The sequence below is a fragment of the Gottschalkiaceae bacterium SANA genome (assembly GCA_036323355.1).
Classification (GTDB): Bacteria; Bacillota; Clostridia; order Tissierellales; family GPF-1; genus GPF-1.
In genome coordinates, this window is sequence record AP028876.1 from 608,013 (window position 1) to 622,566 (window position 14,554).

The 14,554-nt window shown below is 43.1% G+C and carries 15 protein-coding genes; 9 read left to right on the plus strand and 6 right to left on the minus strand.

Annotated elements, in window-relative coordinates:
* The 3 genes from AC25CA_RS03020 to msrB all read left to right on the plus strand — a co-directional run bounded on the left by AC25CA_RS03020 (position 1) and on the right by msrB (position 2,876).
* Entirely contained in the window at positions 1-1,071 is a 1,071-nt protein-coding gene (locus AC25CA_RS03020) for an anti-sigma-I factor RsgI family protein (protein WP_486815565.1), read from the plus strand.
* Positions 1,072-1,175: 104 nt separating this feature from the next.
* Positions 1,176-2,381 (plus strand): MFS transporter, encoded by a 1,206-nt coding sequence (locus tag AC25CA_RS03025; protein ID WP_486815566.1) that lies wholly within the window; start codon positions 1,176-1,178, stop codon positions 2,379-2,381.
* A 39-nt stretch (positions 2,382-2,420) separates the two neighbouring features.
* Positions 2,421-2,876 carry a peptide-methionine (R)-S-oxide reductase MsrB gene (msrB, locus tag AC25CA_RS03030; RefSeq protein WP_486815567.1) on the plus strand — a complete coding sequence of 152 codons (456 nt, stop codon included), beginning with the start codon at positions 2,421-2,423 and terminating at the stop codon, positions 2,874-2,876.
* Positions 2,877-2,910: 34 nt separating this feature from the next.
* On the opposite strand, the gene AC25CA_RS03035 is transcribed toward msrB, so the two are convergent.
* The 5 genes from AC25CA_RS03035 to AC25CA_RS03055 form a co-directional block, all read right to left on the minus strand.
* Positions 2,911-3,675, minus strand: coding sequence for a hypothetical protein (locus AC25CA_RS03035; protein WP_486815568.1), 765 nt, complete (start codon positions 3,673-3,675; stop codon positions 2,911-2,913).
* 175 nt (positions 3,676-3,850) lie between these two features.
* The gene (locus tag AC25CA_RS03040; protein ID WP_486815569.1) at positions 3,851-5,296 is read right to left on the minus strand and encodes a 4Fe-4S dicluster domain-containing protein; all 1,446 of its coding nucleotides are present in this window, start codon (positions 5,294-5,296) and stop codon (positions 3,851-3,853) included.
* An 11-nt stretch (positions 5,297-5,307) separates the two neighbouring features.
* Positions 5,308-6,462: a SpoIIE family protein phosphatase gene (locus AC25CA_RS03045; RefSeq protein WP_486815570.1), complete on the minus strand. Its 1,155-nt coding sequence runs from the start codon at positions 6,460-6,462 to the stop codon at positions 5,308-5,310.
* Complete coding sequence (locus tag AC25CA_RS03050) at positions 6,462-8,189, minus strand: [Fe-Fe] hydrogenase large subunit C-terminal domain-containing protein (protein ID WP_486815571.1); 1,728 nt, start codon at positions 8,187-8,189, stop codon at positions 6,462-6,464. The genes AC25CA_RS03045 and AC25CA_RS03050 overlap by 1 nt, the downstream gene beginning before the upstream one ends.
* Positions 8,190-8,504: a (2Fe-2S) ferredoxin domain-containing protein gene (locus AC25CA_RS03055; protein WP_486816591.1), complete on the minus strand. Its 315-nt coding sequence runs from the start codon at positions 8,502-8,504 to the stop codon at positions 8,190-8,192.
* Positions 8,505-8,652: 148 nt separating this feature from the next.
* Here AC25CA_RS03055 and AC25CA_RS03060 point away from each other — a divergent pair, with 148 nt between their 5' ends.
* Together AC25CA_RS03060 and AC25CA_RS03065 are read left to right on the plus strand one after the other, a co-directional pair.
* On the plus strand, positions 8,653-9,285 hold the full coding sequence (locus tag AC25CA_RS03060) for a hypothetical protein (protein ID WP_486815572.1): 633 nt from the start codon (positions 8,653-8,655) through the stop codon (positions 9,283-9,285).
* Between the two features lie 56 nt (positions 9,286-9,341).
* Entirely contained in the window at positions 9,342-9,854 is a 513-nt protein-coding gene (locus AC25CA_RS03065; protein WP_486815573.1) for a hypothetical protein, read from the plus strand.
* A gap of 36 nt (positions 9,855-9,890) precedes the next feature.
* Here AC25CA_RS03065 and AC25CA_RS03070 read toward each other — a convergent pair whose 3' ends face one another.
* Positions 9,891-10,232, minus strand: a complete 342-nt coding sequence (locus AC25CA_RS03070; RefSeq protein WP_486815574.1) for a hypothetical protein — start codon at positions 10,230-10,232, stop codon at positions 9,891-9,893.
* Between the two features lie 151 nt (positions 10,233-10,383).
* Here AC25CA_RS03070 and AC25CA_RS03075 point away from each other — a divergent pair, with 151 nt between their 5' ends.
* The 4 genes from AC25CA_RS03075 (at position 10,384) to AC25CA_RS03090 (ending at position 14,550) form a co-directional block, all read left to right on the plus strand.
* On the plus strand, positions 10,384-10,920 hold the full coding sequence (locus AC25CA_RS03075; RefSeq protein WP_486815575.1) for a hypothetical protein: 537 nt from the start codon (positions 10,384-10,386) through the stop codon (positions 10,918-10,920).
* 82 nt (positions 10,921-11,002) lie between these two features.
* Positions 11,003-11,680 (plus strand): response regulator transcription factor, encoded by a 678-nt coding sequence (locus tag AC25CA_RS03080; protein ID WP_486815576.1) that lies wholly within the window; start codon positions 11,003-11,005, stop codon positions 11,678-11,680.
* On the plus strand, positions 11,677-13,086 hold the full coding sequence (locus tag AC25CA_RS03085) for a sensor histidine kinase (protein ID WP_486815577.1): 1,410 nt from the start codon (positions 11,677-11,679) through the stop codon (positions 13,084-13,086). The genes AC25CA_RS03080 and AC25CA_RS03085 overlap by 4 nt, the downstream gene beginning before the upstream one ends.
* A gap of 84 nt (positions 13,087-13,170) precedes the next feature.
* Positions 13,171-14,550 (plus strand): MATE family efflux transporter, encoded by a 1,380-nt coding sequence (locus tag AC25CA_RS03090; RefSeq protein WP_486815578.1) that lies wholly within the window; start codon positions 13,171-13,173, stop codon positions 14,548-14,550.
* Positions 14,551-14,554: the final 4 nt, after the last annotated feature.

A 14,554-nucleotide genomic window follows, 5' to 3' on the forward strand; every position in this document is an offset into this window, starting at 1 on the left:
GTGAAGGGAACGATTATGGAGCAAAAAAAGAAGCGTTGGATTGTCCTCGATGAAAAGGGACGATTTCGTAAAATCTCCATCAATCACACCCTGGGGCTTGAAATTGGTGATCAGATGGAAATGGAAGAGCCTAGGCTGCAAATGAATTGGCGATCTGCCATGGCTATGGTTACTGCCATGCTTGTTATATTCAGTGGTTGGCTCTATCAGCTACCATATGGATTTATGGTGGTTGACATCAATCCAAGCACGGAATTGGTTTATAATCGATTCCAACGCATTCTGAGAGTCAATCCGTTAAACGAAGATGCCGAAGGCTTGGTAGGTATAGAATTGAAACATCGATCGTTGGAATATGCGGTTGAGGAAGTGGTTGCAGCTGCTGAGGAAGCCGGATTTTTAGAAAAAGATGGTTATGTTTTGTTGACCAACCAAGAGAAGGAAAATCGTGTTAACGAAGAAGGCTTTGTTGAAAACTTATATCAAGCTATGTTGGATAATGGAATGGATTTAACCATCGCAGCTTTGGAAGTGACCGAGAATGAATACCATCATGCTAAGGGAATCGGTGTATCGCCAGGTAAAGCGATTTTGAGGGAACAGATCAAATCTCAAATGGGCGAGATCAAAGAAACCGGCGGCAGTGTTGGCGCATTGATTCGAGAAGTAAATCGAGTCACCAAGCCGACCAAGGATGAGAAGGATTCAGCGCGACTAATCATGCAGGAAGAAAAACGGACAAGGAGCAATGAAGAATCGAATGCCGGTCAAGGCCAGGGTCGAAACCAAGAAGGTAAGGACAAGATACCGTCAGGTCAGGCAAAAAAAGAAGAAAATTCAGGTGACATTGAGTCCGAAAATGAGAAGGAAGATCAGACCAATGGCAAAGGAAGTCCTGGGTCTAATGGAAATACAGGAAATACGGAAAATGATGAAAGCATTGGAAATAATGGAAATTCCGGAAATAATGGAAATTCCGGTAACCCCGGAAATAATGGAAATTCCGGAAACTCTGGAAATAATGGGAACTCCGGAAACTCTGGAGGAGACGGGTCCTCAAATGGACAATAATTGAAGTGAATTGAAGTGTGAACCCCCAAATTCATGAAAATTTGGGGGTTCTTTATATTGCGCTTTATCTAACCTTCGTTATAATAGGGAAGAGGGGTGATGGGATGAAAGGCAATCAACGAGTGAACGTGATCAATGGTATTTTTTTGGCGCTTGCTTTGAATTTAACGAAACCGTATAATGCAAAATTTGCCTTGCGATTGGGTGGAAGCGATTATCACGTTGCCATGATTTCGTCTCTGCCGGCTATTGTTGCAGCATTGAGCCTGATTCCCATATCCATATGGATTGAACAGGCAAAGGATCAGCAGAAGCGTACAGCGATACTGATGTTTCTACATAAATTGTTTTATTTGGGGATGGCGCTCTTGCCATTTTTCCATGGGATTGACCGGGCAGCGATATTTGTTTTGTGTGTTGGATTTATGAACCTGCCCTTTGCAGCGGCTCAGCTGGGTCATCAATCTTATGTCGGGACGATTTTTTCTCCTGTGGAGCGAGGGTTCGCCATGGGGCTTCGGAATCGTTATTCCGACTCAGCTAGGCTATTGGTGATGATAGCAACAGGGCAATTGATGTTACGGATCCCCAAGACCAATCAGGACTTTATTCAGCTTTATCAGATTTTTTTTATTTTAGCTTTTCTTATTGGCCTTGGAGAAGTGATTAGTTTTATGAAATTTTCGAAGATCGAATCTTCCAAGAAGACGGAGGGTGGAGGAATCAAGTTGGTTCAAGAAGTTTTGAAGCGTCTGCCGGAGGAAAAGGAATTTTTGCTCTATACAGCATGCGCCTTGGTCTTTTATTTCGGATGGCAAATGGGCTGGCCTTTGTTTAGCTTATATATGATTCAAGATTTGGGGGCTGATGAGTTTTGGTTGAGTGTTATTTCTGTAAGCGCGAGCCTATTTAGCATTTTGTCAGTGACATTTTGGGCGAAGTTGGCAGATGAAAAAGGGAATCGGACAGTCATTGTTATGACGACGTTTTTGATGGCCCTAACACCCGCAGTTTTTGCTGTAACTAAAACTTTGCCAATGATGGCTCTACTTCAAATTATTCCAGGAACGGCTACATCGGGAACCATTTTGGTACTGTTTAACAGCCTTTTAGAGGTTACACCAACAAAAAATCGAACGATATATTTGGCGTTTTTCACGACAGCTGTTAATATTTCGGCAAGTATAGCGCCAGTTTTTAGTGTTTGGATCAAGAGTCAAACTGCCATTGTGCCTGCTCTTTTATTGACGGCCGTTGTGCGAATGATAGGATGTGCTGCCTTGTATTTCAGAAGAAAGACACGAGTGTGAAGTAGTCTCTCGGGGTAAGAATACAGGGGAGGTATGAGCATGAATGGAATAAAAAAATATGAAGTGAAGAATCGGCAAGATAAATTGAAAGACTTATCAGACATACAAGTTGAAGTCACACAAAATTCCGGGACAGAACAGCCCTTTGACAATGAATTTTGGGATGAAAAACGGGAGGGAATTTATGTGGATCTGCTCTCGGGTGAACCCCTTTTTTCTTCCTTGGATAAGTATGATGCGGGGTGCGGATGGCCTAGTTTTACAAAACCCATTCATCGGGAATTGATTATTGAGAAACGGGATTTCCAGCATTTTATGGTGAGAACTGAGGTCAGAAGTCGCTATGGTGATGCTCATTTGGGTCATGTGTTTTCGGATGGACCAGAACCGGCAGGACTCAGATACTGTATTAATTCTGCATCATTGCGGTTTATTCCAAAAAAGGAGATGGAAGTGGAAGGGTATGGCGCTTATCTGCATTTATTTCAAACATAGAAAATGCTGCGAAAATTCGCAGCATTTTTTTATTTTATTTATCTTCTCGATGGATTTCCTTTGTGGCATAATGAATTTTTGTTTTTTTCTTTTTCTCTGGTTTAATTTTTTCTTCCACAGCTTCTTCAGGAGCAACTTCCTCTTGAGGAAATTCTTGGCTGAAACTTAGGTTTTCATCATCTTCTTCTTTTTTCTTTTTCTTTCCGGGTTGAAAAAGGAGATAAAAACCAATAAAAACAAAGAGTGCGGGTACTGCACCGATACGAAGTAGATTTTCAACTTGAGGGGTCATAATCGTCGATGCGATAAATAAAGAGACGCCAATTAAAAGAATGATGAGACCTGCACCGAGTAGGCGATTGGATTGCATGCGCTCTTTCTCGAAGAAATAGGTCGTCATAAATCCAAAACCCAGCAGAATAAAGAAGAGTCCATTGGATGGAAGTGTTGTCCATTCCTCAAGCAATTGATTGATTCCGATGACCGCAAGGATCATGCCGGGATAGATGAATCCATTTCCTTTTTTGGTGAAGTAGAGCAGGTAGAACAGTCCTCCCAAGATGAGAAGGATAAAACTGGAAGATATAGACAAATTCAGGATATTATCAAGCCCCAATCCGACAAGAAAGACCCCGATGAGGAGATTGAAAGCGCCTTTATTGCTACCGTAGCTCGCAAGGAAAGCACCGCCGCATGCGACTAGAAATACCTCGGCTCCTACAAAATCATAGCGAATAAGTAATAAAGAGACCCCGAAAAGGATTAAGAGTGTTGCGATAAAGACATTGTTTTTATTCATGTGAACCTCCTGATTTAGATTCTTATGGTTTGAATCGCTATATTTATTATACCAAGATTTGTCAGGTTCATTCGATGCAATCGATAAATTCACAAAGATTTTAAATAAAATTAAGCCTTAGAGTCAAATTCCTTGCAACAAACGCTTGAAAGGAGTCTCTAAGGCTTAATTTCTTTTATTTATGCCGATGAAGGGAGATTTTTTGCAAGTCAAATACGCGTAATGCGTCTTCTTGGTCTCTTTCCATGGCAAGCTTGCCGTAGGACTCGACGGCTTTTTTGTCCTTGGGACCGTGATGCATGGTAACTGGACCCTTAATGCAACCGCCAACACAGGCCATTCCTTCAATGAAGTTTGCTGTCTGTCGATTAAATTTCGTCAGTTTCAAGGCTTTGTCGCATTCCTTGATCCCGTCGCAAGCCAGACTTTTGATCTCAACATCCAAGTTCAACTGCTCTGCCGCATGTTTGACGGATTCGGTTAAGCCACCTGATGCAGCGAAGATTCGACCAAAATAGGAGGCGTTGTTTAAGGGGATGGGTTCTAGTTCTTCTAGGGCGATTCCCTTTGCATCAATCAAAGCAGAAAGCTCTTCGAAGGTTAAAACATATTCCGTATCTCCCAGAAGATCTGCTTGCTTTTTCTCAGATTTTTTTGCGACACATGGGCCGATAAATACGGTGATTGCATCTGGGTCGATTTTCTTAATCAATCGAGAGGTGGCAATCATAGGGGAAACCGTTGTGGAAACCAAATTTTTTAATTCTGGATACTCGTGATTCACATATTGTACAAAGGCGGGACAACAAGAACTGGTCATTAGGGAATGGGTCTGTAAATGACTTGCCAATTCTTTTGTCTCTTCGATGGACACTAGGTCCGCACCTAAGGCGACTTCGATAACATCTTTGAATCCAAGGGCCTTGATTCCGGCGATAACTTGTCCCAGTTGAGCTGAATTGTATTGGGTAGAAAAGGCCGGTGCAACCATGGCATAAACAGGCCGATCCCCCTGAAGACTCTCAATAATATCGGTGATTTCTGACTTGTCTTGTATGGCACCAAAGGGACATTGATAGACGCAGGCACCACATTCGATGCATTTATCAGGGTTGATGACTGCTTTTTTATCTTCGTTAATTTCGATAGCCCCGGTTGGACAGGCTTTTCGACAAGGACGCTTTACATCTGAGATTGCGTTGTAGGGGCAGGCTTTGGCACAGCGTCCGCATTCGATGCACTTGCTGTGATTCATAATGGCTTTTCCGCCTATGTAGGTGATAGCACCGACAGGGCAGGCTTGCTCGCACCGGTGTGCCAGGCAGCCGCGACAATTTTCGGTGATGGTAAATCGTTGCACGGGACATTGATCACAGGCAGCATCAAGGACTTCCACAATTAAAGGATTGTCAGAATTTCCACCTTGGGCCATATGGATTCGCTCTTTTGTTACTTCTCGTTCATGATAGACGCAGCAGCGAAATCGGGGTTCAGGTCCCGGATTTAAGACGAGGGGAATAAAATCTTTTTTCTCTTCTAAATTTCCTTCAAATGAATAGCGTGCCACTTCACGTAGCACTTCGTATTTTACAAATTGCACTTGGTTTTCGAATACTCTCATATAGTCACCTCTTAAAATCTATGGACTTGAACTTCTTTTCCAATTTTTTTCAATTCTTCCATCAGGGATTCAACCACGTGCATTTTGATGCTTAGAGCAGCAGGAAAATCTGGATTCTGATGGGCTGGGTTGATGGCCCGGCCAATAAAGAACTGGATATGGGTTGAGTCGTTGATTAACAATTTTGCTAGACGGGTTGCACCGTCTTGGCGTGCGGGGTCATAATCCGGCAGTTTTAACCGGAATGCCTCTAGGCGATCGATCGTCTTTTGCAAGGTTAAAACACCCTCAGTTACCAGGTCAATGCCTTTCATCTTGGCAACGGGTGGGATTTCCGGATCTAAATAATCTAGGCAGGTTTCAATTTCGCGATGAAGTTCTCGACTAAGGATATTGGCTGCTGTACCGCCGCAAACAATTTTTTTGCCGCCTTGTTTCATAAATTTCTTAACAAGATAGGAATCATCATCGGGATCAATGGGTGGGCCGGTAAATAAGCTGAGATTTTCCGGTGCACGAAGTTTTACGGTTACCGCGGTCGTATCATCTCCAGGATGATAATTATAAAGCTTTGCACAGGCATCAATCAGCCGCTGATTCAATTGATCCGCTGTTTTGACGGATTGTCGGGAAAGAAAGCTGGCGACATGTTCCCATTCCCATCCATGGTTGAGGGTTTCGCCAACGCCGGCATGGATGACGCCATCACTGCACAAAGTGAGACTGTCGCCTTCTTGCAAGTGAAAACTGGAGCGTTGAACGATTTTTCCGTCAAAGGAAATTTTTCGTTTTTTAATAGAAAGAATTGTTCCTTTTCGTAAAATGAAAATTGGCGGATTGTCGTATTCCAACATAACACAGTTGCCTTCAGGATCAATGGAGATGACACCAAAGGTAGAATAGGCAATCTTTCTTACCTGGCAAACTGGCAGTGTTTTCATCAGGGTATCGACAGTTTCCTCGATAGATTCTCCCTTGATCAACATGGTTCCGGCAATTTTGGTGGTCATGGTGGCGAGAATATTTGCCTTGACGCCGCTTCCCAATCCATCTGCTAGAACGATGACCGTTCGATTGGTATCACGAAAAATTTCCACCTTGTCGCCACATAGTTCTTCACCGACTTTGTTTAGGCTTTGAGTGGCGATATCAATATAGTAATTCATTAGAAATCCCCCTCGTCGGATAAAACGATGTCCTTCAGGCGGTTGAGATTGATTTTGGTATCGGCTGTGGTCTCGCCAAGGAGACTTGCAATTTCTTGAGCGACACGCATTTGGTTTTCGATGACGCCTTGACAGGTCATAATTGTTTCTCGTTTGACTCGCATGAGTTCAACTTGATTTTTTTCTGCTTGAGTAATATCGGCTAGAATGCCCAGAATCAGATCTTCCTTTTCCAACATGACGATATTTACGATAAATGTTTTTTTGATTGATGGAAAGTGAATCCGTTGTCCAAGGATATTTTTCTTGGTGTCTCGTACCTGTAGGAAGAGATCATCCTCTAAAAAGGCAGCAATGGGGAAGTCCTTGACTGGGCTGCCTTCTGGATTGAAGGCTTGGTCAAATGCTGGATTGATATCTCGAATTAACAGATCTCGATCCAGGATCACAATACCGTTTGGTGTCGAGTCAAAAATGACAGATTGCATGCTTTCTGCCTTCTGGCGAAGATAGGGCATGCACATCTGCGCATCAGAGATGCCCATAACAACAGCGCGCGCCTTTTCTCGGCAGGTATCGTAGCCGCAAGCACCGCAATTCAACTGATCTTCCTTGGTGTATTTGCCCATGCGAACCAGAGCATTTTGAATATCTGCTTCTGTAGCAATATCGTAGCAAAGGTTTTTTGCCTCAAAGGTTTTTGAAAGATCGAGATGGTCAAATTCAAAATGATTCTTTTTCTTTGCTTCCTTGAGGGTTTTCTTGGTATCCACATACTGGTGAAGACGCATTTCTCGTTCAAAATGGCAGGTGCCATCATCCGGCATGCCGGGTCCATTGATGCAGGAGCCGCTACAGATGTTAATTTCGATGCAATAGTGGTCTAGAGCGCCCTTTCTCATGGCGTCGAGGATATCTTTACATTCCTCAATCCCATCGACACGAACGTATTTGTATTGATGATTGATACGGGTTCTAAAGTCGCTTTTAAATAGACTTCCACCAAGGGGATAGGCGCAGCCGCGCTTGGTTGAAACGTGATCAAAAGGAGTTGGTGTCAGATGAGTCAGGGTTACCTTCTCTTCAGCAAACCAATCCCGGAGTTCTTCGAAAGTGATGACCGCATCGATGACTCCGCGATTTTGGAATCCTTCGGCCTCCACTTTTTTTGCCATACAGGGGCCGATAAAAACCACATAGGCTTCTTCAAATCGACTCTTCAGTAGTTTGCCATGGGCAATCATCGGAGAAACGACTGGAAGCAGATAAGGGATGGATTCTGGATAATATTGCTCAACAAGGTAATTGGCGGAAGGACAACTAGTAGTAATTAGATTTTTCATATTGCCATCTTCAATAAAAGTTTCATAGGTCTGAGAAACGACTTCGGCGCCAATGGCTGTTTCCTCAACATGGGTAAAACCTAAATATTTAAGTGCAGTTACAATCTGGCTGGGCTCATCCATTTTAAAGGCAGATGCGAAAGAGGGTGCAATGGTCACTATTACGCGACGCTTCGATTGGATTGCAAGTTTGACCTTGTCAATATCCTGTGCAATCTTCAGGGCGCCTTGGGGACAAACCACCTGGCATTTGCCACATTTGATACAAAGCTCGTTGATAATCTCTCGACGGTCACCTAGAAAGGCAATCGCTTTGGTTGGGCAGGTGCGCAGGCATTTATAGCACTCGTCGCATTTTTCTTTGTCAAAATCGATAAAGGACATCTATAGTCTTCCTTTAATGGAGACATTAAAGAATTCATCGACCGTGTCTGGAGACACCGAGTAGACGGGCTCATCGTCAATTTTAACCGATACGGCTTGAGCACATTGGCCCAGGCAGAAGGATGACTTGAGTAAAACTTGATCTTCCAGGGAGCCCTCCGCAATCTTTCCTTTCAGTTGTTGAATGACCTCATAAGATCCTTTTAAGTGACAGGCACTACCAATACAAACTTGAACAACCATCTTTTTCCTCCGTTTTCCTAAATTTTCATTCTTATAATACCCTATTGACAAAAAAATATCAATACCTTTTATTCTTAGTCGTTAAAAAAATAACAATAAGCGTTTTCCTTTCTGGTTTTCAGGCGTTAACTTTTTATGAAGAGACGTAAAAACTATTGATTTTTTGCTGAATTCCTGTAAGATAGAGTAGACAGTAAAGCCAGTTCAAGGGGGAAAATTAATGAAAAATTGGATAGCGGGAAGTCTTCTGCTCGTATTAGTCGTAATCGTATTGAGTGGGTGTGCTCCAGCAGAACCAAAAATTGAGAATGGGCCAGTTTCTTTTACTGAAGTCTATCTGGATGAATTAGATGAAACAATGCAGGCAGCGGTGAAAGAGGCGGTACAAACCCCAGGGATTTATCGCTTTGATGAAGTTGACGTTGTTTTAATCGTAAAGGATATGGACGTATCAGAAGATCAAGTCTTAGCGGTTAAGCGTGCAAATTATGTTGATGGTTCCATCGAGTTGATTATTGGTCTTGATGACATTGGTGATCCCAATGGATTAGAATCCAATTATGCCTATGCACTTGCACAAATCGGAGTCCCGATGATTGAAAAAGAAATGACCGTGCAGGATGAAGAAACATATTTGGCTGAAAATCGAAAAGAAATTACTGGGATCTATGAAAGTCGAAAAGATGAGAATCATATTCTTGTTAAAACCGGAGAAGAAACGTTAACTCTAGACAGTACCATCGTGAATCCGATTCTTGAGTTTCTTCAAGAGGGACAAGAAGTACGTGTTGTTTATGAAATTCAAGTGGATGGCAAGGCTTTGATGATGGATATTAGCAGCGTAACGAAGTAATGAACCGGCGAAAGCCGGTTTTTTTATTGAAGAAAGTTGTTTTTTAGGAGGATCAAATGGGTGAACGTGTTGTATTGGAAAGAGAAGAATATCAAATTGAGCCATGTAAATCGGGTTTATGCCAAAGGGAGATGCCGGTATTTCTTTCTGAAGATTTGACCTATGGTATTGAATCGGTATTGTTTCTTCAAAAAGAGATTCATATTCAAGTTGTTAGCATAGAGCTGGATTTTGAAGTTTTAGAATCCGGAATCTCGCAGGTGGATTATGGGGCACGATTGGAAGAAAATGAAGATGAAGAAACGGTCAATCTGCTGATTGATTTTTGGTTGGAAGGGAAAGACCTTGCGATTTCAACGGAATGGGCCATTCCTGGTGGCATTAATTTGTCGGTACAGAAAATGTGGTTGGAAAAGATGATAAAAACGGAAAAAATGATTCTTTGGTTTGTCGATCAAGAAGGTGAGCCTCGTTATTGTATGGCATTCGATTGGGATTCTAATCGTTTACAGACAACGATCGAAGAACTATCCTTCTTTGATCAAACAATTTCAGAACCTTTACAATAAAGAAACGCTGTCGAAAAGATTTTCGACAGCGTTTCTTTAATTGTCACAACCGTAAACCTTGGCTACCGGCATGACAAACATAATGGCTTTTCCCTTGTCATTGAAATGATCAAAAACATCTTCTTCTAGTCGCGAGGTGATCTCATCTAAAAGACGATCGTCGCGAACAATACTGAAAATAGTTTTGTTGTAGGGCTGTCCTTCTTTGAAGATTCGATCAAAGCGTCCGATAAAAGGGATCGGTTCATGGTGTCGTTCTAAGACGCTGCGCATACCGGTTGTATCCATCGTGGTCGCGCCAATACGCAGTTCATAAAAGATATCCATGACTTCGTCATAACGAGTCAAGTCATTGAGTACGATAAACAGTGCATTCATATTTAGCCTTCTTTCTTAGATAATGAGTTTATAATACGCCTCTTGCCTGATTCTTGCAATAATAACTTTCATGCAATTGTCACAAAGCCGACACAGGTCAAGTCTATGATAAGGGTGTAGAACAAAACAAAGAAAAAATAGGAGGAAGAAAATGAAAAAAATTGGATTGTTACTATTGGTAGGATTTATGGTATTTGGCTCTATGGCCTTTGCAGCAGAAGGATCAACACCGGCTGATATTTATGCAAACTTGACGGGAAAGACGACGGAAGAGGCCTGGGGCATGAGAGGCCAGGGACGATTCGGTGAATTAGCCGCTGAAGAAGGGGTAAGCGAAGCCTTTATTGCTCAGATGTTGCTTGCCAAAAAGGCAGCGATTCAAGCCATGGTTGGTGATGGATTGACGCAAGAAGAAGCAGATGAAGCGATCGCAGCCTTAGAGGCGCAAGTCGCAGATTGTGACGGCACTCAGCAACAGGCGCAATTGTTACAAGGTCTAGGCATGCGATTTGGTAATGGACAAGGTGCCGGTCTTGGCAACGCAAACGGACAAGGTGCTGGTTTTGGTAATGCGAAAGGTCAAGGCAATGCAAATGGGCGTGGTGGAAACGGTGGAAATCGTCGAGGCACACAGGATGCAACAGGTGCACGAGCGCAAGATGGTACCTGCCTACTTCCACAAGCATAAGGTATTCACAAGAAAGCGGATTCATCCAATCGGATGTTTTTCCGCTTTTTTGCTATAATAAGGAAAAGGGGGAAGATAATCGATGAATGGATTGCGCGTTTTGATAGCAGAGGATGAACAACGGCTTCGCAAAATTGTACGTACGTATTTGCAGCGTGACGGTTATGAGGTACTTGAAGCAACAAATGGTCAGGAAGCAATCGATCTTCTGGATGAAAACGAGGTCGATCTTGTCATTCTTGATGTGATGATGCCCCATGTGGACGGTTGGTCTGTTTTGCGTCAATTGCGCAGTGAGTCGGATCTTCCCGTGATTATGCTGACAGCTCGGGGCGATGAAGAAGACAAGTTGTTTGGGTTTGAGTTGGGCGCGGAAGATTATATGACAAAGCCCTTTAGCCCCAGAGAATTGATGGCGAGGGTACGCGTAGTGATGAAGCGCCACGAGAAGCGAGGAGCGGATTCCAATGTGCAAATGGGAAAGATTACTTTATTCCCTCAATCTCATCAAGTTCAAGTGGATGAAAGCGAAATCGTTCTGTCACCCAAAGAATATGACTTGCTTTTTTATTTTGTAAACAACGCCCATCGAGTTTTGACAAGAGAAATGATTCTTGATCGGGTATGGGGATACGATTATTTTGGGGATGATCGTACTGTCGATACTCATGTCAAACGATTGAGGAAAAAACTAGACATTGCCGGCAAACAAATTGTAACGGTGCGGGGTGCGGGATATCGGTTTGAGGAGGATGTATGAGACTGAAAATTCGAGAACGCATGTTACTCATTATTGTTGGATTGTTTTTATTGATTTTTTCCATTGGCTATCTCTATGGTTCTCAGGCTTTTCCCGGTTACTATCAGAAAGTAGAACTTGAGCGACTGACTGAGTTGATGGAGGAATTTGAACGTGTTGAGCTTGTTTCTGTGGAAGTGCCGATAGCGGAGTGGGAGACATTGGCGCTTCAAAACGATGCCCTCGTGCAGATATTCAACCCGAATGGAGATTTGATTTATTGGAAAGGGACATCGGGGCAAGGCATGCAGGGCATGCGGGGGCAAGGCCGCGGAAAAGGAATGCAGGATGGAATTAGCGACGAATACAGTGGGATTACAGTCTTGAATAATCTGCCAGGAGAGTGGCTTGTGAATCGCCATGAGACCGAAGAGGGAACGACGATTCTTTTACAAAGCCCCATGGGTGAGGTGGAAGCGGCAGTCTCTGTTTTTTTAACCTTTTTGAAACGGATCTTTATGCTAGGCTTGATTTTGGCTGTAATTGCAGCCTGGTTTGCCGCGCGGAATTTGAGTCGGCCCATCGCACGATTGAATAAGCAGGCAAAGGCCATGGCCAAGTTGGATTTTCAAGAGAGATTTTCTGAGGAACGAACCGATGAGATTGGTGAATTGGGCACTAGCATCAATGAATTATCACAGCAATTGGCAGATACCATTGAACGGCTGCAGAGTGAGTTGGCCAAGGAAAAAAATTTAGAAACCATGCGCAAAGGATTTGTTGCCAAGGTATCTCATGAGCTGCAAACGCCATTGGCCGTCATTCAAGGATATGTGGAAGGCTTAGAGGATGGATTGCCGACTGATGAAAGAGAGCGTCGTGAGTACTATGTGGTGATTGAAGAGGAGATTCAAGCCTTAAGCCGAATGGCTAGGGACTTGACCGATCTCTCTCAATTGGAATCGGGCGCCTTTCAAATGAAAAAGGAAAAGATTGACGTACGGGCTTGGATGGAGGGTCTGGCAGAACGATTTCGGCGAATGAACGGGTCAGAACAAATTGATTTTTTAGAGACAATCGATGAGGATGACTTGATTCTTTGGGCAGATCGTCAGCGACTGTCTCAGGCGGTATTTAATTTGTTGAATAATGCCAGGCGTCATACCGGCATAAATGGCGTAATTCGTTTTACCATTGATTCGGATTCTTCGTATATTTGGATTCGGATTTGGAATCAGGGCCATCCAATCGATTCTCGAGAGATCGAAGAATTGTGGAAGGGGTTTTATCGAGGCCAGGGAGAAGAGTCAAGAGGCATGGGGTTGGGCTTGGCCATTGTCGATCAAATTGTTAAAGCCCATCATGGAGAACGGGCGGTGGAAAATCGGGAAAATGGTGTTTTATTTACCCTAAAATTTCCACGGTAAAAAAGATGCGAGAAATCGCATCCTTTTTCTTGCTTGCAGAGGATGGATTCAGTATAATACTAGCAATACGCAGGAGGTTTTTGGATGAAGACACAAAGATTGACAACCGAGGAGAACCAACAATTCTATCGCACCATGGTAACCATAGCGGCGCCGATTGCCATACAGTCACTAATAGGGACTTCTTTAAATATGGTGGATACGATGATGATTGGTTCTTTGGGGGCAGAATCCATAGCAGCTGTGGGGATTGCAAATCGGATTTTCTTTTTATTTATTTTATTTGTTTTTGGTGGTTTCAGTGGTATGTCTATTTTCACCTCGCAATTCTGGGGGCAGAAAGATCTGAAAAATATTCATCGGGTTCAAGGAATTATGCTGAGTTTTGGCTTTTTGGTTAGTGGATTATTTATGATTTTGGCCTTGGTTTTTCCAAAGCAGATCATGCAAATTTTTATCGATGATCCCGAGGTGGTCCGGTTGGGCGTTTCCTATATGCGGATTATCGCATGGAGTTACCCCTTAACGGCTATGACCTTTGCTTATAGTTACGCATCGCGAAGTGTGCATCGAACCAAGCTACCCATGGTAGCAAGCATGGTTGCTTTGTCATTGAATACCTTTTTGAACTATTGTCTGATCTACGGCAACCTTGGATTTCCCAAATGGGGTGTTGCAGGTGCTGCAACGGCAACTGTGGTTTCTCGAACAATTGAAATGGCAATACTTATTGGTGTGATCTATCTTGGCAAAGGACATCCTTTAGCAGCAAGTCGAAAAGAGATGCGGGATTACGATATGGATATGGTAAAACGGGTGATTAAAACCTCTGCACCTGTATTTGTTAATGAGGCAACCTGGGCTTTGGGGGTAACAGTATATTATATCGCCTATGGTTTTTTGGGGACGGAAGCGGTCGCTGTTGTACAGATCTGCTATGTGGTGTCTGATTTTTTTCAATCCTTATTTATGGGGATCGGGAATGCTGCAGCGGTGATGATTGGCAATCAAATTGGTGCTGCCAAGGAATCTTTGGCCTATGAATACGGGGTGAAATTTTTGCGCATGTCATTTATTTTGTCAATATTGATCGGTGCTGCCCTTTATTTGAGTCGAGGAGAAATCGTTCAGTTTTACTCCCTTGATATGGAAACTAAGGCGAGTTTGATGAAAGCATTAGCTGTTGTTGCAGCTTTTCAATTGCCAAAAATGTTTACCTTCGTTATGATTGTTGGCGTTTTACGTAGTGGTGGAGATACCCGCTATTGTATGATTCTAGATTTGGTTGGGGTATGGGCCATTGGTGTTCCCCTGGCTTTTATATCAACCCTGGTTTGGCACCTACCCGTGCACTGGGTTTTAGTTTGTGTGTTCTTTGAAGAAATTCTAAAGGGATTTGTTACAATCCCACGTTTTTTAAGCAAGCGGTGGGTGAACAATGTGATTCGTGATGGCTTTGAATAGGAGG